This window comes from Mesorhizobium sp. (assembly GCF_965229135.1).
Taxonomy (GTDB): domain Bacteria; phylum Pseudomonadota; class Alphaproteobacteria; order Rhizobiales; family Rhizobiaceae; genus Mesorhizobium.
Genome location: NZ_OZ245860.1, coordinates 2243236 through 2268010, shown reverse-complemented (window position 1 = coordinate 2268010; position 24775 = coordinate 2243236). Strand labels below are relative to the sequence as shown.

Annotated in this window: 22 protein-coding genes; 16 read left to right on the top strand and 6 right to left on the bottom strand. The window is 63.2% G+C overall.

All coding sequences use genetic code 11. The features are described 5' to 3' along the window. Window positions 1-2 precede the first annotated feature (2 nt). Window positions 3-554: a MaoC family dehydratase gene (locus tag ACO07C_RS10970; RefSeq protein WP_227348765.1), complete on the bottom strand. Its 552-nt coding sequence runs from the start codon at window positions 552-554 to the stop codon at window positions 3-5. A 200-nt stretch (window positions 555-754) separates the two neighbouring features. Between ACO07C_RS10970 and ACO07C_RS10965 the strand changes: the two genes are divergently transcribed. Together ACO07C_RS10965 and ACO07C_RS10960 are read left to right on the top strand one after the other, a co-directional pair. Further along, the gene (locus ACO07C_RS10965; protein WP_421914191.1) at window positions 755-1852 is read left to right on the top strand and encodes a lactonase family protein; all 1098 of its coding nucleotides are present in this window, start codon (window positions 755-757) and stop codon (window positions 1850-1852) included. A gap of 145 nt (window positions 1853-1997) precedes the next feature. Continuing rightward, a complete protein-coding gene (locus ACO07C_RS10960) occupies window positions 1998-3131 on the top strand; it encodes a glycoside hydrolase family 3 protein (protein ID WP_421914190.1) in 1134 nt (377 codons plus the stop codon). A gap of 27 nt (window positions 3132-3158) precedes the next feature. On the opposite strand, the gene ACO07C_RS10955 is transcribed toward ACO07C_RS10960, so the two are convergent. Further along, window positions 3159-4277 carry a LacI family DNA-binding transcriptional regulator gene (locus ACO07C_RS10955; protein ID WP_421914189.1) on the bottom strand — a complete coding sequence of 373 codons (1119 nt, stop codon included), beginning with the start codon at window positions 4275-4277 and terminating at the stop codon, window positions 3159-3161. 233 nt (window positions 4278-4510) lie between these two features. Here ACO07C_RS10955 and ACO07C_RS10950 point away from each other — a divergent pair, with 233 nt between their 5' ends. From ACO07C_RS10950 to ACO07C_RS10940, 3 genes are all read left to right on the top strand, one after another. After that, window positions 4511-5353: an ABC transporter substrate-binding protein gene (locus ACO07C_RS10950; protein ID WP_421914188.1), complete on the top strand. Its 843-nt coding sequence runs from the start codon at window positions 4511-4513 to the stop codon at window positions 5351-5353. Window positions 5354-5454: 101 nt separating this feature from the next. Continuing rightward, window positions 5455-6996, top strand: a complete 1542-nt coding sequence (locus tag ACO07C_RS10945; protein WP_421914187.1) for an amino acid ABC transporter permease/ATP-binding protein — start codon at window positions 5455-5457, stop codon at window positions 6994-6996. 86 nt (window positions 6997-7082) lie between these two features. Next, window positions 7083-8210: an NAD(P)/FAD-dependent oxidoreductase gene (locus tag ACO07C_RS10940; protein WP_421914186.1), complete on the top strand. Its 1128-nt coding sequence runs from the start codon at window positions 7083-7085 to the stop codon at window positions 8208-8210. 91 nt (window positions 8211-8301) lie between these two features. Here the strand turns inward: ACO07C_RS10940 and ACO07C_RS10935 are convergent, their stop codons facing one another. The 4 genes from ACO07C_RS10935 to ACO07C_RS10920 all read right to left on the bottom strand — a co-directional run bounded on the left by ACO07C_RS10935 (window position 8302) and on the right by ACO07C_RS10920 (window position 13080). Next, a complete protein-coding gene (locus ACO07C_RS10935; protein WP_421914185.1) occupies window positions 8302-9231 on the bottom strand; it encodes an NAD(P)H-binding protein in 930 nt (309 codons plus the stop codon). Window positions 9232-9555: 324 nt separating this feature from the next. Continuing rightward, a complete protein-coding gene (locus ACO07C_RS10930) occupies window positions 9556-10935 on the bottom strand; it encodes an aspartate aminotransferase family protein (protein ID WP_421914184.1) in 1380 nt (459 codons plus the stop codon). 30 nt (window positions 10936-10965) lie between these two features. Next, window positions 10966-12459, bottom strand: coding sequence for an NAD-dependent succinate-semialdehyde dehydrogenase (locus ACO07C_RS10925; RefSeq protein WP_421914183.1), 1494 nt, complete (start codon window positions 12457-12459; stop codon window positions 10966-10968). Between the two features lie 129 nt (window positions 12460-12588). Continuing rightward, the gene (locus ACO07C_RS10920; protein ID WP_421917495.1) at window positions 12589-13080 is read right to left on the bottom strand and encodes an Lrp/AsnC family transcriptional regulator; all 492 of its coding nucleotides are present in this window, start codon (window positions 13078-13080) and stop codon (window positions 12589-12591) included. A gap of 83 nt (window positions 13081-13163) precedes the next feature. On the opposite strand from ACO07C_RS10920, the gene ACO07C_RS10915 reads away from it, so the two are divergent. The 11 genes from ACO07C_RS10915 to ACO07C_RS10865 all read left to right on the top strand — a co-directional run bounded on the left by ACO07C_RS10915 (window position 13164) and on the right by ACO07C_RS10865 (window position 24774). Further along, a complete protein-coding gene (locus tag ACO07C_RS10915; protein ID WP_421914182.1) occupies window positions 13164-14549 on the top strand; it encodes a PLP-dependent aminotransferase family protein in 1386 nt (461 codons plus the stop codon). 126 nt (window positions 14550-14675) lie between these two features. Continuing rightward, window positions 14676-15467: an ectoine/hydroxyectoine ABC transporter ATP-binding protein EhuA gene (gene ehuA / locus ACO07C_RS10910; protein ID WP_421914181.1), complete on the top strand. Its 792-nt coding sequence runs from the start codon at window positions 14676-14678 to the stop codon at window positions 15465-15467. 90 nt (window positions 15468-15557) lie between these two features. Then, entirely contained in the window at window positions 15558-16409 is an 852-nt protein-coding gene (gene ehuB, locus ACO07C_RS10905; protein WP_421914180.1) for an ectoine/hydroxyectoine ABC transporter substrate-binding protein EhuB, read from the top strand. 170 nt (window positions 16410-16579) lie between these two features. Next, window positions 16580-17239 carry an ectoine/hydroxyectoine ABC transporter permease subunit EhuC gene (gene ehuC, locus ACO07C_RS10900; protein WP_421914179.1) on the top strand — a complete coding sequence of 220 codons (660 nt, stop codon included), beginning with the start codon at window positions 16580-16582 and terminating at the stop codon, window positions 17237-17239. After that, entirely contained in the window at window positions 17239-17898 is a 660-nt protein-coding gene (gene ehuD, locus ACO07C_RS10895) for an ectoine/hydroxyectoine ABC transporter permease subunit EhuD (RefSeq protein WP_421914178.1), read from the top strand. The genes ehuC and ehuD overlap by 1 nt, the downstream gene beginning before the upstream one ends. Before the next feature lie 3 nt (window positions 17899-17901). Continuing rightward, a complete protein-coding gene (gene eutA, locus ACO07C_RS10890; protein ID WP_421914177.1) occupies window positions 17902-18678 on the top strand; it encodes an ectoine utilization protein EutA in 777 nt (258 codons plus the stop codon). A gap of 264 nt (window positions 18679-18942) precedes the next feature. Continuing rightward, the gene (gene eutB / locus ACO07C_RS10885) at window positions 18943-19932 is read left to right on the top strand and encodes a hydroxyectoine utilization dehydratase EutB (RefSeq protein WP_421914176.1); all 990 of its coding nucleotides are present in this window, start codon (window positions 18943-18945) and stop codon (window positions 19930-19932) included. Further along, window positions 19929-20921: an ectoine utilization protein EutC gene (eutC, locus tag ACO07C_RS10880; RefSeq protein WP_421914175.1), complete on the top strand. Its 993-nt coding sequence runs from the start codon at window positions 19929-19931 to the stop codon at window positions 20919-20921. Before eutB ends, eutC begins: the two co-directional genes overlap by 4 nt. A 60-nt stretch (window positions 20922-20981) precedes the next feature. After that, window positions 20982-22160 (top strand): ectoine hydrolase DoeA, encoded by a 1179-nt coding sequence (doeA, locus tag ACO07C_RS10875; RefSeq protein ID WP_421914174.1) that lies wholly within the window; start codon window positions 20982-20984, stop codon window positions 22158-22160. 5 nt (window positions 22161-22165) lie between these two features. Beyond that, the gene (doeB, locus tag ACO07C_RS10870) at window positions 22166-23167 is read left to right on the top strand and encodes a N(2)-acetyl-L-2,4-diaminobutanoate deacetylase DoeB (protein ID WP_421914173.1); all 1002 of its coding nucleotides are present in this window, start codon (window positions 22166-22168) and stop codon (window positions 23165-23167) included. Window positions 23168-23430: 263 nt separating this feature from the next. After that, the gene (locus tag ACO07C_RS10865) at window positions 23431-24774 is read left to right on the top strand and encodes an efflux RND transporter periplasmic adaptor subunit (protein ID WP_421914172.1); all 1344 of its coding nucleotides are present in this window, start codon (window positions 23431-23433) and stop codon (window positions 24772-24774) included. Window position 24775: the final 1 nt, after the last annotated feature.

Sequence of the window (24775 nt, the reverse complement as noted above, 5' to 3'; positions counted from 1 at the left end):
CATTATTTCTCCGTCTTGCCGACGAAATCGGCCGGGTTGCGGTACTTCACCGTCTGCAGATGCTCGCAATAGAGAACGAGTTCGCCTTCGCCCTTGAACACCTCATAGCTGGCGCGGATCAGCCCCATCTCCTTGTAGCGGGGCTTCTTGTCGAGGTTGGAGCGGATCGAATAGATCGTATCACCAATGAAGACAGGCTTTATGAAGCGCAACTTGTCGTAGCCATAGGAAAAAGCGTTGACGCAGTTGGTGGCGACCAGCCCCAGCCCGGCCGAGAACACAAAAGCGCCTGCAATCAGCCGCTTGCCGAAAATGCCCTCTGTCTCGGCAAACATCTGGTCCTGCACGTAAGGATGGATGTCGAGCACAAGCGTATTGAACAGATGGCTGTCGCCTTCCGCCATGGTGCGGCGCAGCGACCGGATCTTCTGCCCGACCGGCCAATCCTCATAGAACCAGTTTTCCGCGTTCCAGACCGGAAGATCGGCATGGTCCTTCGGCATGTTGGCGGGATGCGTCGAGGCGACGCCGACCGTGGGCGCGAAATCGCTCATGGCTGGCGCTGCCAGCCTTGCAATGGCTGCGGCCAAACCGTCGGAACACGCGTCAAAGCGTCTGAAAGCACGACGTCTCCTCCCGTCAATCTTCTTTTGTAAATAGTATTTTCACATATGGGGTTGCGTTGCAAGCGAGTCTCGGCGAAATTTTGGCTGTTCCCGCGCGCCGAAGCGCCTTCGGAACAGGGGAGGAAATCATGCACAATGCCAGTCTGGTCTTTGTCGGCAGCCTGAACCGCGAGGCACCGTATTTTCAGGGCGCGCGCGGCGTCGGCCTCAGCATCTACAGCTTTGACGAGGTCACGCTGGAAACGCGAAAGCTGGCCGAGACCAACGATGTCGACAACCCGACCTTCCTGTCGGTGACGCCCGACGGCTCGCGCATCTATGCCAATTCGGAAGTGTTCGCCTGGCGCGAGGGAACCGTCTCCGCCTACAGCTTCGATCGCGCCTCGGGCACGCTGAACTATTTGAACAAGCAGCCATCTCTCGGCAGCATCACCGCCCACAACACCATCACCCGCGACGGCACGAAGCTGCTGGTTGCCAATTACGGCATGGGGCAGGGTGGTCCGGACCGTGCCGTGGCGGTCTATGGCTTCGAGACGAATGGTGCACTGTCGGCACCGCTGGCCAGCGTGTCGCATACCGGCACCGGCCCCAATTCGGCACGACAGGAACGCTCGCACGCCCACAGCGTCACTGAAACCATCGCCGGTGGGACAGCCATCGTCGCCGATCTCGGCATCGACCGGCTGGTGTCCTACCGGATCGAGCGCGATGGCAGGCTGAGCAAGCTCGCCGAATCCGCGCTACCGCCCGGCGCAGGCCCAAGGCATCTGGCCTTGCACCCGAACGGGCGCTTTGTCTTTGTGATGAACGAACTGGACTCGACCATCGTGTCGATGGCGCTGGACGAAGCTTCTGGCAAGCTGTCGCTCATCGACGCCAAGCCGGCGGTACCCGCCGAGTCACGCGACAGCAACCATTGCGCCGACATCCAGATCTCGCCCGATGGCCGTTTTGTCTATGGCTCGAACCGTGGCCACGACAGCATCGTCACCATGGCCGTCGACCAGCAGACCGGGGCGTTGAGCCTTGTGGGCCATGTCCCCTGCGGCGGAGCCACGCCGCGAAATCTGGCATTGACGCCCTCGGGCGGACATCTGTTCTCGGCCAACCAGAATGCCGACCGCATCTCGATTTTTATCCGCGATCCCGCCAGCGGCGGCTTGACCGACACCGGACGCCCGATCGAGATCGGCACCCCGATGTGCGTGAAGATCGTGGGCTGATCGGCCACGGCTCGAATCTGCGCTTGCTTCGTCGCGGCCAGCGCCGCGTTCGAGCGGTTTCGGCCATGGGCAAACACCTATCGAATCTGTCACAAGACCGTCGCGGCAACGGCCGCTAGAAGCAATCGCGCGAACGGGGACGCGGATGGATTTGGCTTTTGACCTCGGCCGGGGCGCTGCCTCGCTCGGCCATCGTTTTCTGATCGGCCTGCAGCCCGGTCATGTGCTGGGCGATCACGACAAGCGGTTGCTGTCCCTGCTCAAGCCTGCCGGCGTGGTATTTTTCCGCGCCAATTTCCTTGCCGACGCGCCCTATGACGACTGGCTGGCCGCGCATCGCAAGCTGATGGCCGACATACGCGAACATATCGGCCGCGACGAGGTGCTGTTCTGCATCGATCATGAGGGTGGTGGCGTGCTCAGGCCGCCGGCGCCGATCACGCCCTTCGCCTATGCAAGGCGCTGGAAGGAACAGGCCGCCGATGTCGGGCGCGCGATGGGCATCGAACTGGCCTCGCTCGGCTTCAACGTCAACTTTGCTCCCGTGCTTGATGTCAATTCCAATGCTGACAACCCGGTCATCGGCCAGCGCGCCTTTGGCGCCACGCCGCAGGACGTGACAGCGGCGGCGCGGCCGTTCCTGCAGGCCATGCAGGCTGAAGGCGTTCTCGGCTGTCCAAAGCATTTCCCCGGCCATGGCGACACCAGCGTCGATTCGCATTACGGCCTCCCGGTCGTCGACATCGATGCCTCGACGTTCGGTAGCCGTGAACTGGCGCCTTTCAGGGATATGGCGGATGCCGGGGCGCGCATGATCATGACCGCCCACATCGTCTTTCCACAGATCGATCCCGGCACGCCGGCGACGATGTCGAAGGTCATGCTGCAGGACATCCTGCGCGGCGAACTCGGCTTCAAGGGCGTGGTCGTCTCCGACGATCTCGGCATGGCGGCGATCTCGTCGATGCTCGACCGGCCGGAAACGTCGATCAAGCTTGCCAATGCCGGCTGCGACCTGTTGTGCATGTGCGCATACTGGGCCGACACCTCGCTGATCCTGCGCATGACCGATCATATCCTTGCGGGCGTACGCGACGGCTCTGTCGCCGAGGCGACGCTGGCTCAGTCGCACCAGCGCATCGCCGTCTTGCTGTCGTCCGCGCCACAGCATGCCGTGTGGCGCCTGCCCGACGACGCCTTCGCCCAGCACAGCACGCTCGCGCCCCTGCGCGACAACAGTCCGCGAAAGGTTTCAGAAGGGGGCGCCGCGACGGTTTAGTCGAGAAATCAGGCTGTAGGCTCGGTGCTACTGCGCACGAGCCTTGGTCGCTGCCATGAAGGCCTCATCGTTGGCGCCATCATGGGGCGGGCCCACGGAGCCTCTTTCGATAATCCCGGTCGGCAGTATGAGCCTTTCTGGAGGTCGTGCTTCGCCCTTCAGGCGGCGTATCAGCAATTCCGCTACGCTTCTTCCAAGCGCATAAACAGGTTGATCGACGACCGTTATGGGCGGGGTGGTGACGCTCGTCCAGTCCGCGTCATGGAAGGTGATCAGCGAAATGTCCTGGGGAATGCGCAGGCCGTGCTGGCGGATGATCTTGAAGATCTCCAGTGCGATGAGGCTGTCGGAAGCAAGGATCGCTGTCGGTCGATCCGGTCCGGACAACAGTTTAGCTGCCAGTTTTCGCGTTTCGTCTGGACTGGTGGCACCAAGGCGAACATGACGTTCCGGCCGATCTATTCCGGCGTCCCTGCACACGGTAAGAAAACCGTCGATACGCTCGCGCACCGACGAGGTGTAGATTTGGCCGAGGTCGCGATATTCATGCCCCTCGGCGTCAACCGCTGTGACATAGGCGATGTTGCCGTGGCCCGCCTCGGCAAGGATGCGGGTCGCCCGCATGGCGATGTTCCGGTCGTCTATCGTGACTGTGTCGACATCGAGATCGGGCAGCGCACGGTCAAGCAGGGCAAGCGGGCGGCCTGAACGATGGATGTCGCGCAGATGCGAGATATCCCGTGATTCCGACGGCGTGACGATCAGTCCGTCGACGCGCTTGCCGATCAGCAGCCGCACAGCCGCCTTTTCCGCCTCGATCCGCTCGCCGGAGTTGGCCAGGATCACGTTGAACCCGGCCGCCCTTGCCGCATCGCTGATGCCGCGCACCGCGAGACTGAAGAACGGGTTCTCGATGTCGCCGACCACCACGCCGATGATGCCGGACCTGCCGGTCGTCATGCTGCGGGCCAATTCGTTCGGACGGTAGTCCAGTGTCTTGGCGGCGGCCATGACGTCGGCGCGGATCGTGTCGCTGACGATGCCGTATCCGCCGAGCACGCGCGCCGCCGTCGCTTTGGACACGTTTGCCGCGCGGGCGACGTCGCTGACTGTTATCGAGCGGGTTTTGGTCGCGGTTCTTTTCATCGGATGACGACTACAAGAGTTGTTGACGGAAGGTCAATCTGGCGATAACGATTATCAAAGAGACCGGTCTCACGCAATAAGAGACCGGTCTCTTTCGAGAAGATGCGGAGACAAGGGGCGTGATGACAGCCTGCCGTGCAAGCCGCTTGCGCGGCGCCGGACGATGCAAGGCGTGAAATTACGGGCTCAACGTAAATGCCAAGAAGAACAGACCTTCAGAGTGGAGAGAAGACATGAGCAGGACAGGAATTCTCAAGTCGTTGATGTCGCCGGTTCGGGCCGGTGCAATGGCTCTTATGGTTGTGTGCATCGGCGCAGGTCTGGTTTCGCGGGCCGCTGCCGCCGATGACAATCCCTATGGGCTTATCGATGCGAAGGTCATCAGCGTCGGTACCATGGGAGACGCCAAGCCCTACGCTTTCACGCAGGCGGATGGCACGTTCACGGGGTTCGACATTGAATTCTTCCGCAACGTCGCAAGCCGCCTTGGGTTCAAACCGGAACAGGTGATCTTCACTGGTCAGGAATTCTCGGCGCTGATGCCCTCGGTCGCCAATGAGCGCTTCGACGTCGCTGTGGCGGCGATCGGCACGACGGAAGCGCGCAAGAAGACGGTCGACTTTTCCGACGGCTATCTCGCGGGCTACCTGTCGGTGCTTACCGCAGACAAGGCGATAACGTCCGCGGACGGGCTCAAGGGCAAACGTCTTGGCGTCGTGCAGGGCACGCTGCAGGAAATCTATGCGGCGAAGAATTTTGTCGGAACCGATCTCGTCAAATTCCCCGACAACAACTCCGCCGTTTCGGCGTTGAACAACGGAACTATCGACGCGCATTTCCTCGACTACGAGGCCGCCAAGCAATATGGCGAGCGGTATCCGGGGCTGACGATCGCGATCAATATTCCGTCCTTCGACGCGCCCGCCGGCTTCGTCGTGCGCAAGGGCAACGACAAGCTTCGTAACGCGCTCAACAGTGCCCTTCATGCTGCCATGCAGGACGGCACTTGGAAGACGCTTTACGAGAAGTGGTTCCCCGGTTCGCCGATGCCTGACGAATATCTCCCCAAGAAGTGACCGCGCCTCTCGCCGCCGGCCGTGATGGCCGGCGGCGGGAAGACACGCTGTCGCGTCTGATTTCTGGTCGGCGTTATCAGCGCAATGGAGAAGGGGATCGAATGAACTGGCTTGAAAACCTGCGCCGCAGTTTCCTCGACTGGCAGGCCATGGCGGACGTGCTGCCAAGCATGATCACCATCGGATTGAAGAACACCTTGATCCTCGCCGCCACCTCCACGGTGCTCGGCGTCATCTTGGGCATGATCCTGGCCGTCATGGGCATCTCGCAATCGCGCTGGCTGCGCATTCCGGCCCGGGTCTACACCGATATCTTCCGTGGCCTTCCCGCCATCGTGACGATCCTGCTGATCGGCCAGGGCTTCGCCCGCATCGGCCGAGAAATCTTCGGGCCGTCGCCCTATCCGCTCGGCATCCTTGCCCTCAGCCTGATCGCCGGCGCCTATATCGGTGAAATCTTCCGCTCCGGCATCCAGAGCGTCGAACGCGGACAGATGGAAGCCTGCAAGGCGCTCAGCATGAGCTACGGGCAAGGCATGCGCCTGATCGTGATCCCTCAAGGCATCCGTCGCGTGCTGCCTGCCTTGGTCAACCAGTTCATCGGCAACGTCAAGGATTCCAGCCTCGTCTACTTCCTCGGCCTGCTCGCGTCGGAGCGCGAGATTTTCCGTGTCGGTCAGGACCAGGCGGTGGTCACCGGAAACCTCTCGCCCTTGCTTCTGGCTGGTGTGTTCTATCTCGTCATCACGGTGCCGTTGACGCATGTCGTGAATTACATCGACAACTCGCTGCGGGTCGGCAAGCAGAAAGCCGGTCTCGTCACCAGCGGTCTTGCCGAGGTGAGCGAACTGGAAAGCGCGATCAGCAGCCCTCCTTCGGAGACCAGCACGGAATCCAGTTCGGCGCTTCCCCGGTTCAAGGGCGGCAGTCTCGCCATCAGCAATCTCGACATGGCCTATGGCACTCTCGATGTCCTCAAGGGCGTCAGCCTGACGGTCAAACCGGGTACGGTCACCTGTGTCATCGGTCCGTCGGGTTCAGGCAAGTCGACGCTGTTGCGCTGCCTGAACCGCCTGGTCGAGCCAAAGGGTGGCGACGTGCTGCTCGATGGCGCGAGCATCTTGGCGATGAAGCCTGAAAAGCTGCGCCGGCGTGTCGGCATGGTGTTCCAGCATTTCAACCTGTTTCCCGACCACACAGCCCTGGAAAACGTCATGCTGTCGCTGACCAAGGTCAAGGGGATTCCCGCGCGGGAAGCCGAGCGCATCGCCGAGGCGCGCCTCGCCGATGTCGGCCTTGCCGCCCGCAAGCACCATCGTCCCGGGGGTCTTTCCGGAGGCCAGCAGCAACGTGTGGCAATTGCCCGCGCGCTGGCGATGGACCCGGAAGTCATCCTGTTCGACGAGGTTACCAGCGCTCTCGATCCCGAACTGGTGAAGGGTGTCCTCAACCTGATGGCGGACCTCGGCCGGCGCGGCATGACGATGGTCGTCGTCACCCATGAAATGGGCTTTGCCCGCAAGGTCGCCGATCAGGTCGTCTTCATGGATGAAGGTCGCATCATCGAGGCCGGCACGCCGGCCGCGATCTTCGACACTCCGAAAAGCGCGCGTCTGAAGCACTTCCTGGCCGAAGTGCTTTGATCGGCGCGGTGGCATGGCCGCGAGATGCATGGAGACGCCGTCGCCCGGCCACTCAACCCATCCCTTACACAGTGAAAGAACATTCCATGGCTACACTAGATTCGGTCTCGAAGGTCGTCGTTGTCGGCGGCGGCATTTTCGGTGTGTCCTCGGCCGTCCATCTTGCGCGGCTCGGCATCGAAACGATCCTCGTCAATGATGGACCGCTCGCCAAAGGTGCCTCAGGCCGCTCGCTTGCATGGCTCAATTCAGCGCGCAAGCGGTCGGCTGAGTATCATCGCCTGCGCATGATCGGCATCGATCGCTACCGGACGCTGTCGGCGAGATATCCGGATGCTGCCTGGCTGCGTTTCGACGGTGGCCTGACATGGGATGCGGACAACGCCTCGAACGAGATCGCGGATGTCTTCGCCCATGAAAAAACCCTCGGCTATGACGCGCAACATTTGTCCCCGGCTGCGATAGCGTCGGTCACGCCGGGTATCGCCGCGAGCGCTGTCACGCCTCAGGGCGCGATCTTCAACCCGGGCGAAGGCTGGGTCGACCTGCCGTCGCTGATCGAGATACTGGTTGCGGAATTCGTGGGCCGTGGCGGCCAGCTTGTCACCGACGCCGGAAGCGCTGCGGTCACGGTCGTCGACGGTCGCGCCACCGGCGTCACCACGACGAGCGGCACCAGCTTTGCCGCCGACGCGGTGCTGCTGGCAACCGGCGGCAATGTGCCGCGAATGGTTGCGGACTCCGGACGGCATATCGCCGACGGGACGCCGATCGCGCTGCTGGTCAGGACCAAGCCGGTCGGCCCGCCCCTTCGCGCCGTCCTCAACACGCCGCGCGTCGCCATCCGCCCAACGCCGGACGGCGCCCTGGCGCTCGATTCCGCCTGGTCGGAGGAAGAAATTGTCGTCAATCCTGACGGCACTTATGGCGTGAAGGATTCGACCGTTCAGGGGCTTCTCGACGAAGCCTCGAAGGTTCTCGAGGGCCATCCTAAGCTGGAGTTGGAAAGCTACGGCGTCGGCCCCAAGCCGATCCCCGGAGACGGCGAGCCGGTGTTTGGCCAATTGAAGGACATCGAGGGATACTACGTCGCCTTTAGCCACAGCGGCGCGACGCTTGGCCTGATTGCCGGCGAGTTGCTGGCCGGCGAGATCGCCACCGGGAAAGAGCACCCGCTCCTTGCAAACTTTCGGCCAGCTCGGTTCTCTCGCTAGGCGTTGCCAAACAAGAAGAGCCTGACGCTTGCATGGTTCGGCTGACGCGCCGAACCATGCTTCACGAACGCGGACGGCTATGCAGCCGAAATCAGCGCGCCGACACTTGCTGGGGCATTTCGGTAAAGGCATTCACATGCCGTCTTGCCCAGTGCTCGATGGAGCTCGGGCAAAAACCTTCGAGGCCTGGCTGGGGAACATAGGGTCGGGCGAGTATGGCGTCAGCCTCGTCCTTGTAGTCCTGAAAGAACCGGAACTTGGATGCCACACGCTTTCCCTCTCCGGCACCCATGACGGCTTCAACCTCGCGCTCGAAATCGTCGAGAGGCTCGCTGCGATAGATGACCTTCCACCCCAGGCCCACCGACAATGCCGCGGTCAGTTCGGCGCCATCCACGCTGTCTGGTCCTGAGATGAGGTAGTCACCGCCACTGGTCTTGTTTTCGATCAGCGTCATCGCCGCCGCCGCGCAATCGTCCGCCGAGGTCCAGGCAATCCGCTGTGAGATGTCGATCGGAACCTGGAACACGCCATCAACAGCGACTTCCTGCCGAACGCCGGGTTTGAGCAGGTTGTCGAGATACATGGTTGGCCGGACGATCGCATAAGGGAGTCCGGACGATCGGACCATCGCCTCGATCACGCTGTTGGCGACAAAGCTCGGCTCATCGCAAGGCGCGGGGCGGCTGGCGCTGGCGAGCTTCAGGACCACCATGTTGACCGATGCCTTCCTTGCCGCTGCCAGCGCGTTGGCGGCAAAGCCTTTGACCCTGTCGAGCGGCCCGATCGGCATCCGCAGCACGATCTCGGTGACGCCGGCATGGGCCGCATCGAGTGATGATGGATCGGCAAGATCGCCATGGGCGGGATCGATCCCTGCTTGCGCAAGGTTGGCGCCTGCCGCTCGATCTCTAACCAGGGCGGTGACCGCGAAGCCGCGTCTTGCCGCTTCGCGCGCCACCGCGCCGCCCTGGACGCCATTGGCAAGGTAAACAAGGATACGGTGTTTCTGATTTGACATGCTCAGCTCCTGTTGAATCGGGTCCAGGAGCGTCATCATCATGATATCAGCCCAACAGACCCGATGGCGCGCTGCGCCGGGACTGTCGAGGAATCTCATGCACGGGCATGGAACAGAGCTTCACCCCGAAGGGGAAGGGCTTGGGCCTACCCAGACCAAGCCAGCCATTTTCGACAGGCGGAAAATAGGCACGAGGCGACGGAATGTCCATGCGTCAAAGCGCGACTACGGACATTCTCGCCGACGCCGAGGCGCCTTCCTTCTCCTCGTTTCATAAGGAGAAGGTGCCGGCAGGTGATCTGCCGGCAGCACCGTCGGCGACAATCAGAGACCGGCAAACACGCTGTTGACCGCGTCAGCGGTCTTCGAAACCACGATGTCGGCTTCTGCGCGGGTCAGGCAAAGCGGCGGCGCGAAGCCGAGGATATCGCCCTGCGGCATGGCGCGGCCGATGACGCCGCTCGCCGCAAGCGCCGTCGCCACCCGCGGCCCGATTTTCCGCGAGGCGTCGAAGAACACCCGGTCGTTCCTGTCGGCGACGAATTCGACCGCCGCCAGCATGCCGTCGCCACGAACGTCGCCGACATTCTTGTGGCCGCCGACTGCCTTGGCGAGTTCCGCGCGGAAATAGGCGCCGGTCTCGCGGGCATTTGTCACGAGGTCCATCTCGTCGATCAGTTCGAGATTGGCGACGCCGGCGGCAACGCAGATCGGATGCGCCGAATAGGTCCAGCCATGACCGAGCGAGCCGAGCTTGTCGGAGCCCTCCACCAGCACCTGCCACATCTTGTCGGCGACGATGACACCCGACAGCGGCGCATAGGCCGAGGTCAGGCCCTTGGCGATGGTGATCAGGTCCGGCTTCATGCCATAGTGGTCGGAGCCGAACATCGTGCCCAGCCGGCCAAAGCCCGTCACCACTTCGTCGGCGACCAGCAGCACGTCGTACTTCTTGAGCACTGCCTGGATCTTTTCCCAGTAGCTGGCGGGCGGAGGCACGATGCCGCCAGTGCCGAGGATCGGCTCGCCAATGAAGGCGGCCACCGTTTCGGGACCTTCAGCCAGGATCATCTCCTCCAGCTTGTCGGCGCAATGCTGCGAGAACTGCTCCTCGCTCATCGAGCGATCGGCTCGGCGGAAATAATAGGGCGCCTCGGTGTGCAGGATCGGCGCGCGCGGCAGATCGAAGGCGTTGTGGAACAGGTCGAGGCCGGTCAGCGATCCGGTCATCACGCCCGAGCCGTGATAGCCGCGCCAGCGCGAAATGATCTTCTTCTTCTCCGGCCGGCCCAGCACATTGTTGTAGTACCAGATCAGCTTGATGTTGGTTTCGTTGGCGTCGGAACCAGAGAGGCCGAAATAGACCCGGCTCATGCCCTTCGGCGCGCGGTCGATGATCATCTTGGCCAGTGTGATCGAGGCCTCCGTGCCGTGGCCGACATAGGCATGGTAGTAGGCGAGGTTCTTGGCCTGGGCGGCGATGGCATCGGCGATCTTCTGGCGGCCATAGCCGACATTCACGCAATAGAGGCCGGCAAAGGCGTCGAGGCTCTTCTTGCCATTGTTGTCCCATACGGTAACGCCTTCGCCGCCGGCCATGATGCGCGTCGGGCTCTCGCCTCGCGCGTGCGTGCCCATATGGGTCGAGGGATGGAAGAAGTGGTCGCGATCCCAGGCGGCGAGTTCGTTGGACTGGTCGAGCATTCTTTTGACTCCTTGAAGGTCGGGTGGGGCTTAGGCCACATCCAGGCAGAGGTATTTCAGATCGGTGAAGGCTTCGAGCCCGTGGCGAGAGCCCTCGCGGCCGATGCCGGACTGCTTGACGCCGCCGAAGGGTATCGGCGCGCCGGTGATCTTGACGCGGTTGATCGCGACCATGCCGTAGTCGAGCGCGCGACCCATGCGCTGCTGGCGAGCGCCATTCTCGGTCACGACATAGGCGACAAGGCCATATTCGGTGGCGTTGGCGCGGGCGATCACTTCGTCCTCGCTGTCGAATGGCGTGACTGCGGCGACCGGACCAAAGGTCTCCTCGCGCATGATCAGCGCGTTGTCTGAAACATCGGCCAGCAGCGTCGGCTGGTAGAACAGCGGCCCGGCCTTATGCCGCCCGCCGCCGGCAAGGCAGCGCGCGCCATGAGCGATGGCGTCTGCGACCTGTTCCCCAACCTTCGCGAAGGCGCGCTCGTGCATCAGCGGTCCGATGTCGGTGTCATCGACAAGGCCATTGCCGGTCCGCAACGCCTCGATGCGCCTGGCGAAGGCAGCGCAAAATCGGTCGTAGAGCGGACGCTGGACGTAGATGCGGTTGGCGGCAAGGCAGTCCTGACCCGACGTGGCGAACTTGGCATCGATGGCTATGCCCACGGCCTTGTCGAGATCTGCGTCGGAAAAGACGATCAGCGGCGCGTGGCCGCCAAGCTCCATCACCAGCCGCTTCATCGTCGACGCGCTCTGGGCGGCGATCAGCCTGCCGATTTCGGTCGAGCCGGTGAAACTCATGGCGCGAACGCGCGGGTCTTCGCACATTCGGCCAACGATCGTCGCAGCCTTGCCAGTGATGACGTTGAAGACACCGGCGGGCAGGCCGGCACGTTCGCCGAGTTCGGCGAGCGCCAGCGCCGACAGCGGCGTCTCGGATGACGGATGCGCGACGACGGTGCAGCCGGCGGCAAGCGCTGCCGCCGCTTTGCGGGTCAACATCGCCGACGGAAAATTCCACGGCGTGACGACACCAACGACACCGAGCGGCTCACGCCGCACCATCATCTCGGCGTTGGGCAGATGGCTGGTGACGCTCTCGGCGTTGAGACGCTTTGCTTCCTCCGCATACCACTCGACGAAAGACGCGGCATAGTCGATCTCGCCCAGCGATTCCTGCAGCGGCTTGCCTTGCTCCAATGTCATCAGCAGGGCCAGATCATCCTTGGCGGCAACGATCAGCTCGAACCATTTTCGCAGGACTTTGGAGCGCTCCTGCGGCAGCAGCGAACGCCAGGCCGGAAAGGCACGCGCCGCGGCATCGATCGCTTTTGTCGTTTGCCCCGCGTCGAGCGCGGCGACAAAGGCAACGGTGGCGCCGGTGGCCGGGTCAGTGACCTCAAAACTTTCGGCCGCCTCGCTCGCGGTCCAATGGCCGTTGGCATAGGCGAGTTCGCGCAGCAGCCGGCGGTCGGTGAGGCGGTCGAGCGCTTCATGGCGGTTCTGGCGGGCGAAATGCGCGGACATGGTCGAAGCCTCCCGGTCGGACTGATGCCGGAAGACTATCCGCCACGGGTAGACAGAGAGGCTGTTCGGGTGCCTGTCTATAGAGAGACTCTCTCTATTGTTCGGCTACGGTAGACGATGTCTCCGGCCTTAGGCCGATGCCGGCAACAGCTCGGCCACTGGCAGTGTGATCTCGTCTTTCACGGTCTTGGTGACGATGTAGGTGAAGTAGCGGTCGATGCCGATCTCGCGGTCGAGCAAGCCGTCGACAAGGCGCTGATAGGCGTCGATGTCGCGCGCCATCACCTTCAGCACATAGTCGACGCCGCCGCCCACCGACCAGCAGGCGACGATCTCCGGAATGTCGCGGATGGTGCGTTCGAAGCGGTCGAAATCGGCCTGGCGATGGCTGGCCAGCGTCACTTCCATCAGCACCGTTGCGACCGGCGCCACGATGCGCATGGCGATCCTGGCGTGATAGCCCGATATGATGCCGGCCTTTTCCAGCTTGCGCAGCCGCATCCAGCATGGCGTCGGCGACAGCCCGACCTTTTCGGCCAGCGCCAGCTTGGTGATGCGCCCGTCGCGCTGGATGGCGTCAAGGATTTTGAGGTCGATCGGGTCGAGTTTCGCGGCAGTCATCAGCATCCACTTTTTCGTCGACGATACCATGACGGCGCATGATTTCGATTGTCAATTGCACTGATTTCGATCTCTAATAAGTCATGACATTGTGGCAACCCGATCCTGACCTCATAAGGCGGCCGGCCTATCAGTCGCTGGCCGACCAGTTTGCGCGCGCCATCCATGATGGGCGCCTTGCCAATGGAGCGCGGCTGCCAACGCATCGCCGGCTCGCGGACGATCTGAAGCTCTCGGTTCAGACCGTCAGCCGTGCCTATGAGGAACTGATCCGGCGCGGCCTGATTTCCGGCGAGATCGGCAGGGGCAGCTTCGTCCAGACGCAACGCCGCGAGCCGGAGCCGCCGTATCTGCCGGAGCGCCTCGGCGAGGTTATCGACCTGTCGATCCTGAAGCCCGTCTGCGAACCCATGCATCTGGAGCGGCTGAAGCAGGCGCTGGGCTGGCTGGCCGAGAACCTGCCGTCGAGTTCAGCACTTTCGTTCCGCCCCAACATGGTGTTTCCGCGTCATCGCGCGGTAGCGGTCGAATGGCTGAAGCTATGCGGACTCGATATTTCCGCCCAGAACGTCAGCCTGACCAATGGCGCCACCGCCGGGATGACGGTGGCGCTGATGAGCGTGGCGCCGCCGGGCTCGACCGTCGCCACGGAGGCCATCGGCCACCACACGCTGGTGCCGCTGGCGCGCTATCTGGGCTTCAATCTCGAAGGCCTGCCGATCGACGGCAACGGCTTGATCCCCGAAGCGCTGGACGAGGCCTGCCGTCTCTCGGACATCCGCGCCGTCTTCGTTCAGCCTTCGGTGATCAATCCGACGGCAACGCTGATGGATGCGGCGCGGCGTGAGCAGATCGCGGCGGTCGCCCGCAAGCACGACATCGCCATCATCGAGAACGATGTGCTGGGTCCGCTGGTCGAGGACCGGCCGCCGCCGGTCGCGGCCTATGCGCCGGAACGCACGCTGTACGTCACTTCCTTCACCAAGATCACGGTGCCCGGCCTGCGCATCGGCTATCTCGCCGCGCCCGACCGCTACGTCGCCGCCGTCGCCAACCGGCACCTGGTTTCCAACTGGATGGCGACGCCGATAGTGGCGGAGATCGCCACCAAATGGGTGACCGACGGCACCGCGATGGAGCTTGTCCGCTGGCAACGCAACGCGTTGCGGCGTCGACAGGATATCGCGGCCGAGGTGCTGGCCGGCGTCGACTACCGTGCTCACCGCGACGGGTTGCATGTCTGGCTGCAACTGCCCGGCGATCGTGCCGAGGAGAGCTTTGTCGCCCAGGCCCGCTTACAGGGCGTGGCGATCGCGCCCGGCACGTCATTCCGCATCTCGGCCGCGCCATGGCATCCGGCGGTGCGCATCTCGCTGGGGTCGACCACGGAGGGGGAATTGCGTGTGGGACTCGGCGTTGTCACCAAGCTGCTGCTTGGTGATCCGGAGCATCTGTTGCTGGCAATTTAGGCCGGTAATGCTTCGAAAATGTGCGCAATCAGAATAATTGTCATGATATTATTTTCCTAATTGACATGATTTGGCGCGTTCCGCATCGTTAAGGGCATAACGCTTCTCCAGCACGGGGAAATTCATTTGTCCGCATCCGCGCCCATCATCAAGATCGACGGCATCTCGAAGAGCTTCGGCAGTTTTAAAGTGCTGGACGGCCTGTCGATGCAGGTCATGCCACGCGAGAAGCTGGCATTGATCGGCCCTTCCGGCTCGGGCAAGACGACAATCCTGCGCATCCTGATGACGCTGGAGCGCATCGACGGCGGCCACATCCAGGTCGATGGCGAACAGCTCTACCACATGGAACGCAACGGCCAGCTTCTGCCGGCCGACGAGCGACATCTCGCTCGCATGCGCCAGAAGATCGGCATGGTCTTCCAGCTGTTCAACCTGTTTCCGCACAAGAGCGTCATCGACAATGTCACGCTGGCCCCGATGCTGACCAAGGGCATGCCGCGCGCCGCCGCCGAGAAGCGGGCGATGGAACTGCTCGACATGGTCGGCATGGCCGACAAGGCCAAGGCCATGCCGGCACAGCTGTCCGGCGGCCAGAAGCAGCGCGTGGCGATCGCCCGGGCACTCGCTTTGCAGCCGAAGATCATGCTGTTCGACGAGGTGACATCAGCGCTCGACCCTGAACTTGTCGAGGAGGTGCTGAACGTCTTGTGGCGGCTTTGCGCCGAGACCGACATGACCATGTTGCTGGTCACCCATGAGATGGGTTTCGCCCACGACTTCGCCGACCGCGTTCTGTTCTTTGATCGCGGCAAGATTGTCGAGGAGGGGAAGCCCGACGAGATTTTCCGCAATCCCAGGCAGGAGCGCACGCAAGGCTTCCTGAAGAAGATCATCGCGGCCGGACATCGCGTCTGACCGCCATGCCCGAGGCGACGCCGTCCTCAAGGGTGGCAACGTCGTCGCGAACAACCAGACAAGAAACCAAGAAACAAGGAGTTGGGAACAATGACAAAACTTGGCACACTCGCCGGCGTCGCCGGCCTCGCACTGACCGCGGTGCTCGCCGCCTCGAGCGTGGGGTCTGCTGCGGACAAGAAGCTCGAACAGCTCAAGACGCAAGGCTTCGCGCGCGTCGCGATCGCCAACGAGCCGCCTTATACGGCGGTTGCCGCCGACGGCAAGGTCTCGGGCGCGGCGCCTGACGTGGCGCGCGAAATCTTCAAGCGCTTGGGTGTCGCCGATATCGTAGCCTCGATTTCGGAATATGGCGCCATGATCCCCGGCCTGCAGGCCGGCCGCTTCGACGTCGTCACCGCCGGCCTGTTCATGAAGCCGGAACGCTGCGCGGCGGTCGCTTACTCGGAGCCGGTGCTTTGCGATGCCGAAGCGATGCTGGTTAAGAAGGGCAATCCCAAGCACTTCAAGAGCTATGAGGACGTTGCCAAGGATTCGACCGCGACGGTCGGTGCACCCGGTGGCGGCACTGAGGAGAAGCTGGCGCTCAATGCCGGCGTGCCGCGTGAGCGCGTCATCGTGGTGCCGGACGGCCAGAGCGGCGTGAAGATGCTGCAGGACGGCCGCATCGATGCCTATTCCCTGCCCGTCCTGTCGATAAACGATCTGATGAAGAAGGCGGCCGATCCGAACCTTGAAGTCATCGCTCCCGTACAGGGCGCGCCGGTCTATTGCGACGGCGCCGCGTTCAAGAAGGGCGACGAGAAGCTGCGCGACGCCTTCGACGTCGAGCTCGCCAAGATGAAGAAGTCGGGCGAGTTCGCCAAGATCATCGAACCCTACGGCTTCTCGGCCGCGGCAGCGATGTCGACGACGCGAGAGAAGCTCTGCTCGGCAAAGTAGGGCGCCTTCTTCCTTCTCCCCGTTCACGAGGAGAAGGTGTGTCACGAAGTGACGGATGAGGGGTAGCGCGAACTTCTGCGAGGCCGGCACCGCCCCTCATCTGCCTGCCGGCATCTTCTCCCCGTGAACGGCGAGAAGGACCCAAGAACCAAACCAACGTTGGAAGCTAAATGACCCAGTGGTCCGGCTACTTCGGCCTGATATTGCAGGGAGCGCTTGTCACCATCGAGCTGACGCTGATGGGGTCGGTGCTTGCCCTGATCATGGCCTTTCTTGCCGGCATGGGGCGGCTGTCGCGCTTCTTCGTGCTGCGCGCGCTTGCCACCGCCTACATCGAATTCTTCCGCGGCACCTCGATCTTCGTGCAGCTGTTCTTTGCCTATTTCGTTTTGCCCTTGATCGGCCTCGAACTGACCCCGCTGCAGGCCGGCGTGCTGGCCCTGGGCTTGAATGTCGGCGCCTATGCCGCCGAGGTGGTGCGCGGCGCGGTGCAATCGATCGGCCGCGAGCAGCATGAAGCCTGCATCGCGCTCAATCTCGGCCGCTGGCAAGGCATGCGCCATGTCATCCTGCCTCAGGCCTTTCTGGTGATGCTGCCGACCTTCGGCAACAACGCCATCGAATTGCTCAAGGCGACATCGGTCGTCTCGCTGATCTCGCTCGCCGACTTGACCTTCCAGGCGCAGGTGGTACGCGCCCAGACCGGCAACACGATGGTGCCGTTCACAACCATCCTGATCATTTATTTCATCCTGGCCCTTTTGATCTCGTGGGGCGTGCGCTCGCTGGAGCGCCGACTGGCGCGCGGCCTTGACGGGGTGCGGGTCTGATGGACTGGGATTGGGATTTCGTCTGGCAGATCATGCCGACGCTGATCGAGGGCGTGAAGATCACCATCTTGGCGACGCTGCTCGGCTCGGTGCTGGCGGCGATCGTCGGGCTGGGGATCGCGCTGGCGCGGCGTTCGCCCAACAAGGTCTTGTCGAGCACCGTCGGTTGGGCGGCGGAGTTCATCCGCGGCACGCCGCTTCTGGTGCAGCTCTATTTCATTTTCTACGTGCTGCCCGACATCGGCATCTTGCTGCCGCCGCTGGTCGCCGGTGTCATCGGGCTCGGTCTGCACTACGGAACCTATACCGCGGAAGTGTATCGCGCGGGCATCGACAATGTGCCGCGCGGCCAGTGGGAGGCAGCCAAGGCGTGCAATCTCAGCGCCAGTCAGACCTGGACGCACATCATCATTCCGCAGGCCATCCCGCCGATGATTCCCGCGCTAGCCAACTATTTCATCGCCATGTTCAAGGAGACGCCGCTGTTGTCGGCGATCACCGTGCTGGAGCTGATGAACCAGGCGAAGAGCGTCGCCAACACTTACTATCGTTACCTCGAGCCGATCACGCTGGTCGGCGCGTTCTTCCTCGTCATCAGTCTTTGTTCGGTCGTGCTGCTGCGCTGGCTGGAACGCCGCTACGGCAAGATCGAGAGATAGCCGATGAAAGCCTTACCCGAGATCACACTCCATCCCATAAGGCCCCCATTGGATGCGCGGCCGATTGAAAGACGTGTCGGCCTGATCATCCTCGCCACCGATCATACGAGCGAGCCGGACTTCCGCCGAATGGTGGCAAGCGAGCGCATCGGCGTCTATGTCGCGCGCGTTCCCTACGCCAACCCGACAACGCCGGAAAACCTTCGCAAGATGCAGCCGGCACTGACGGCGGGGGCGGCCCTGATCCTGCCCGACGAGCCGCTCGACGCCATCTGCTATTCCTGCACCTCGGCCTCCGTGGTGATTGGCGATGCCGAGATCGAAGCGGCGATCCAGGCCGCCAAGCCTGGCGTTCCCGTCGTCACGCCGCCGATGGCAGGCGTGCGCGGGCTTAAAGCACTGAGCGCCAGGCGGATCAGCATCCTCACCCCTTACACGGTCGAGACCAGCAGGCCGATGGCCGACTATTTCGCGGCACGCGGCTTCGACATCTTGAGCTTCACCTGCCTCGGCTTCGAGGATGACCGAGAGATGGCGCGCATTGCCCCGGCCGCGCTTGTCGATCTGGCGCGTGAGGCGACTGACGCGAGTGCTGACGCATTGTTCGTATCCTGCACGGCGTTGCGCGGGGCACTCGCGGTTGGGGGCATGGAGAATGCGATCGGTCGCCCCGTCGTGACCAGCAATCAGGCGACCGCGTGGAACTGCTTGCGCCTTTGCGGTGACGAGACGGAACATCCCGAATTCGGCCGTCTGATGACACTGCGGCTGGGACAGTAAGACTATGTCCCGCATTCACCACCGACCCCCTCTGGCCTGCCGGCCATCTCCCCCTCGAGGGGGGAGACTAGCTGCTGCCACGCCTTCGCCAATCATCGACGTTTCAGAAAGAGCGGCAGCGTCGAAGCTGCTGATCTCCCCCCTTGAGGGGGGTAAGGAGTGGTCCGCGCAGCGGACGAAAAGCCAATTGCTTGGCTTTTCGAATGACGAACGCCCGAAGCGACAGCGAAGGGCCGGAGCCGGCAGGCCAGAGGGGGTCATCCCATGACGCGGGCTATCGCCCTGGCGGACATCCGTATCGCCCGCGAGCGTATCGCCAACAACATCGAGCGCACGCCGACCGCACATTCACACAGTCTCTCAGAGCAATTTGGCATCCCCGTATATCTCAAGCTCGAACATCGCCAGATCACCGGCAGCTTCAAGCTGCGCGGCGCCTCGAATGCCGTTGCTTCACTGACCGCCGAGGAGAAGGCCCGTGGCGTGGTCGCGGCCTCGACCGGCAATCACGGGAGGGCGCTGGCCCATGCGGCGAGGCTTCAGGGCATGCGCGCCGTGATCTGCATGTCGCGCCTGGTTCCTCAAAACAAGCTCGACGAGATCCGTCGGCTTGGCGCCGAAATCCGTATCGTCGGCAACAGCCAGGACGATGCGCAGCAGGAGGTCGAGCGGCTGACGGCGCAAGAGGGGCTGGTGATGCTGCCGCCATTCGACCATCCCGCGATCATCGCCGGGCAAGGCACGATAGGGCTGGAGATGATCGAGCAGGTCTCGGACGCGGCCCTTGTTCTGGTGCCGCTCTCCGGCGGCGGCCTTGCCTCGGGCATTGCCGCCGCCGTCAAGGGCGTCAGCCCCGGAACAAGGATCATCGGGGTTTCGATGGCGCGCGGCGCGGCGATGAAGGCGAGCCTCCATGCCGGTCGTCCGGTGCTGGTGGAAGAGTTGCCCACGCTTGCGGATTCGCTAGGCGGCGGCATCGGCCTCGACAACCGGCTGACCTTCGCCATGTGCCGCGACTTGCTCGACGACGTCATCCTTCTCGGCGAGGACGAGATCGCCGCCGGCATCCGCCATGCCTATGCGCCGGAGCGCGAGATCGTCGAAGGCGCCGGCGCCGTCGGCATTGCCGCGCTGCTTGCCGGCAAGGTCAAGGCGAGCGGGCCGGTTGTTGTGCTGCTGTCCGGACGAAACATAGACATGACCATGCACCGCCGGATCGTCTGTGGCGAGGCGATCGCGGAGCGCGCCGCATGAGTCGCATGACGATCCTCACTGAAGCCGAGTTGCGCCAGATCGTGACGCTCGACCTCGACGCCGTCGCGTGCGTCGAAAACGCTTTTCGCGCGCTGGCCACTTTGCCGGTCGCGATGCCGCCGATCCTGCGCCTCGACATTCCCGAGCATCGCGGCGAGGTCGATGTGAAGACCGCCTACGTTCCCGGCATCGATGGCTTCGCCATCAAGATCAGCCCCGGCTTCTTCGACAATCCGAAGCTCGGTCTGCCCAGCGTCAACGGGCTGATGGTCCTGCTGTCATCCACGACGGGTCTGGTCGATGCACTTCTGCTCGACAATGGCTATCTGACCGACGTCCGCACGGCCGCCGCGGGCGCGGTAGCGGCCAGACATCTGTCGCGGCAAGATTCGGCGGTCGCGGCGATCTTTGGTGCCGGCGTGCAGGCTGGACTGCAACTCGAAGCGCTCATGCTGGTGCGGCCGATCGTGGAAGCGCGCATATGGGCGCGCGATGCCATCAAGGCGGAGGTTACCGCGGCTGCCTTGCGCGAAAAGCTCGGCATCGTGGTGCACGCCGAACCCGACGCTGCAACGGCGGTTGCCGGCGCCGACATCATCGTCACCACCACGCCGTCGACAGAGCCGTTGATCGAGGCCGGGTTCATCACCGCCGGGCAGCACATCACCGCCATGGGCTCGGACGCCGAGCATAAAAACGAGATCGCACCGGCGATCCTGCACATGGCCGATCTCTATGTCGCCGACAGCGCCCACCAGACAAGACGACTGGGCGAACTGCATCACGCCATTACCGCCGGCGTTATGGCCGCCGACGCCGTGGTAACCGAACTTGGCCAGATCATCGCCGGCACCAGGCACGGCCGGCGCTCGGCTACCGATATCACCATCGCCGATCTCACCGGCACCGGCGTGCAGGACACGGCGATTGCCACGCTCGCCCGCGACAGGGCGCGCGTTGCCAGGTCCGGAACCATTTTCGAAAGCTGATGCTGGCCGAGGGAGCATGTCGAACAGGCTCCAGGCTCAACAAACGAGGAACCAAGAACAATGCAACCAAACCTGAAATTCTCGCGCGGCGAATTCGCGGAACGCCTCGCCAAGACCCGCAAAGCGATGGAGGCGAAGGGCGTCGATCTCCTGATCGTCAGCGACCCTTCGAACATGGCCTGGCTCACCGGCTATGATGGCTGGTCGTTCTATGTGCACCAGGCAGTCATCGTGCCGCCATCGGGCGAGCCGGTCTGGTACGGCCGTGGCCAGGACGCCAACGGCGCCAGGCGCACCGCCTATCTCGCCCACGACAACATCGTCGGCTACGCCGACCATTATGTGCAATCGACCGAGCGCCATCCGATGGATTTCCTGTCCAGCGTGCTTTCCGATCGGGGTTGGGGCAAGCTCAACGTGGGCGTCGAGATGGACAATTACTGGTTCTCGGCCGCCGCCTTCGCCTCGCTGCGGAAGCATCTGCCCAATGCCCGCTTTGTCGACGCCACCGCGCTGGTCAACTGGCAGCGCGCGGTGAAGAGCCCGACCGAGATCGACTATATGCGCAAGGCCGCACGCATCGTCGAAGCCATGCACCAGCGCATCGTCGACAAGATCGCCGTCGGCATGCGCAAGTGCGATCTGGTCGCTGAGATATACGATGCCGGAACACGCGGCGTCGACGGCATCGGCGGCGACTATCCGGCGATCGTGCCGCTTCTGCCATCGGGCGCTGATGCCTCGGCGCCGCACTTGACATGGGACGACCAGCCGATGAGGCGAGGCGAAGGCACCTTCTTCGAGATCGCCGGCTGCTACAACAGGTACCATTGCCCGCTTTCGCGCACCGTTTTCCTCGGCAAGCCGACGCAGGAATTCCTCGATGCCGAGAAGGCGACGCTGGAAGGCATGGAGGCCGGGCTCGCGGCGGCCAAACCCGGCAACACCTGTGAGGACATCGCCAACGGCTTCTTCGCCGTGCTGAAGAAATACGGGATCGTCAAGGACAACCGCACCGGCTACTCGATCGGCCTGGCCTATCCGCCGGACTGGGGCGAGCGCACGATGAGCCTGCGCCCCGGCGACCGCACCGAACTCAAGCCCGGCATGACCTTCCATTTCATGACCGGCCTGTGGCTGGAAACGATGGGACTGGAGATAACCGAGTCCATCCTGATCACCGAAACCGGGGTGGAGTGCCTGGCCAATGTACCGCGCAAGCTGGTTGTGAAGGATTGAAACCGATGTCCAGTCTCCGCCCGTCGCCGATCGCGCCGACTGTCGATTTCGATCGTGATGGCGTCCAGCACGGTTTCCTGCGTTTGCCCTACAGCCGCGACGACTCCGCCTGGGGCTCCGTGATGATCCCGATCTGTGTCATCCGCAACGGCAAGGGGCCGACGGCGCTTCTGTCCGGCGGCAACCATGGCGACGAGTATGAGGGGCCGCTTGCGCTTTACGATCTTGCCCGCATGCTCGACCCGAAACATGTCAGCGGCACGGTGATCATCGTGCCGGCGATGAACTATCCGGCGTTCCGCGCCGGCACGCGGACATCACCGATCGACAAGGGCAATATGAACCGTAGTTTTCCGGGCCGGCCGGACGGCACGGTGACGGAAAAAATCGCCGACTATTTTCAGCGCGAATTGCTGCCCCGCGCCGACATCGCGTTCGACTTCCACTCCGGCGGCAAGACGCTGGACTTCGTGCCGTTCTGCGCCGCGCACACTTTGCCCGACAAGGTGCTGGAGCAGAAGGCATTCGACGCGGTCGCGGCCTTTGCCGCGCCGTACTCGATGCGCATGATCGAGATCGATGCGGTCGGCATGTACGACACGGCGGCGGAAGAGATGGGCAAGGTGTTCGTCAGCACCGAGCTTGGCGGCGGCGGCACCTCGCGTGCGCAAACCGTTGGCGTAGCGCGGCGCGGCATTCTCAATGTGCTGCGCCATGCCGGCATTGTCGCGGGTGCGGTCGAGACGGGCAAGACCCAATGGCTCGACATGCCGTCGGGCGATTGCTTTTCCTTCGCCGAGGACGACGGCATGATCGAAACCATGGTCGATCTCGGCGAGCCCGTCGAAGAAGGCTCGGTTCTGGCGCGCATTCATTCCGTTGGCCGCACCGGAATCGCCCCGAGGGAGATCAGGGCGAAGATTTCGGGCATGCTGGCGGCGCGGCATTTTCCCGGCCTGGTCAAGGCCGGGGATTGTGCGGCAGTGGTGGCGGTTGAGGTCGATTGACCCTTCGCAAAAGACGGCGGCGCTTCCTCTGCCGCCAAACAGCAAGCTGACGTCTGGTAAAGCCGGCCCCGACCGTGCCGTCAAAGGTGCCTGCAATCGCGGCCTTGTCACAGGTCGCGGTGCTCTCCGTCGCGACGGCAATGCCTGATCACTCGATGATCAAAGTATCGTGCAAGCCGCCAACGGTCGAACATTCGTCGATATAGGACATTCTGGTTTGTAGCTCGACGCGATGCACGCCGTCGACCCAGGGAAAATTTGCCATGTCCGATGCTCCGCGTCCCCAGACAACGAAGGACCAGACATCAGAGGGCCAGATATCGAAGGGCCAGACGTCGACGGGCCAGACGTCGACGGGTATGAGGCGCGCGGTGATGGGTCTGGTGCTCGTGGCGCTTGCCGGCGGCGCTTGGATCGAACGGGACTATCTGGCCGACATGGCAAACAGGCTTCGCGGCTCGAACCAGGCCGCGGCGGCAAAGCCACCCGTCCAGAACAAGGGCATACCCGTGACCCTGTCGGCAGCAAGGCAGGGCGATTTTCCTGTCTACCTCGACGAACTCGGCAATGTGCAGGCGCTCAATACCATTACCGTGCGGGCTCAGGTCACCGGCCTGATCACCAAGATCGGTTTCACCCAGGGGCACATGGTGAACAAGGGCGATCTCCTCGCCCAGATCGATCCGCGGCCCTATGAAGCCGCGCTTGCCCAGGCGAATGGTCAACTGGCGCGCGATCAGGCCTCGCTGAAAGACGCGCAGATGGATCTCGATCGCGATACGGTTCTGGTCAAGCAGAAGGCGGTACCGCAGCAGACACTGGACACGCAGGCGGCTCTCGTCGCCCAGGACCAGGGTTCGGTGGCGGCAGACGAGGCCTCGGTACAAGTGGCCCAGATAAACCTGGACTTCTGTCGCATCGTTTCGCCGGTGACGGGCAGGGCCGGGTTCCGGCTCGTGGACGAAGGCAACCTGGTCCAGTCAGGCTCGACCGGCGGCATCGTCAGCATCGAGCAGGTTCAGCCGATCAGCGTCGTCTTTCCGGTGGCCCAGGACCAGATCCCGGCTGTCGGCAGGGCGCTCGACACCGGCCGCGCGCCTGTGCTGGCCATGGCGGAAGACGGACACACGGTGTTGTCCAGGGGCACGCTTTCCTACACCAACAATCAGGTCGACGCCGCGACCGGCACGATCAGCCTCAAGGCGACATTCCCCAATGAGGACAATGCGCTTTGGCCGGGCCAGTCGGTCACGGTCAGGTTGCTGCTGGATACGCTGAAGGACGTGACGCTGATACCGGAGGATGCCGTGCAGCACGGCCCTGACGGACTGTTCGCCTATATCGCGGGAGACGACGGCAAGGCGCGGATGCGGCCGATCAAGGTGGCGCAGACCGGCAGCGGCCAGGCGGTGGTGAGCGACGGCATCAAGCCAGGCGAGAAGGCGGTGACCGACGGCGCCTACGGTGTCCAGCCCGGCGCTCTGCTCGACGCGACCAGCAATCCCGCGACACCCGCGCAGCCGCCGGCGGCGACCGTGACAGACGGCGCGCAAACCTCGTCCATTCCGCCCGTCAGTGGGGCACAAAGCGTTCAAGCGCAGAAATGAG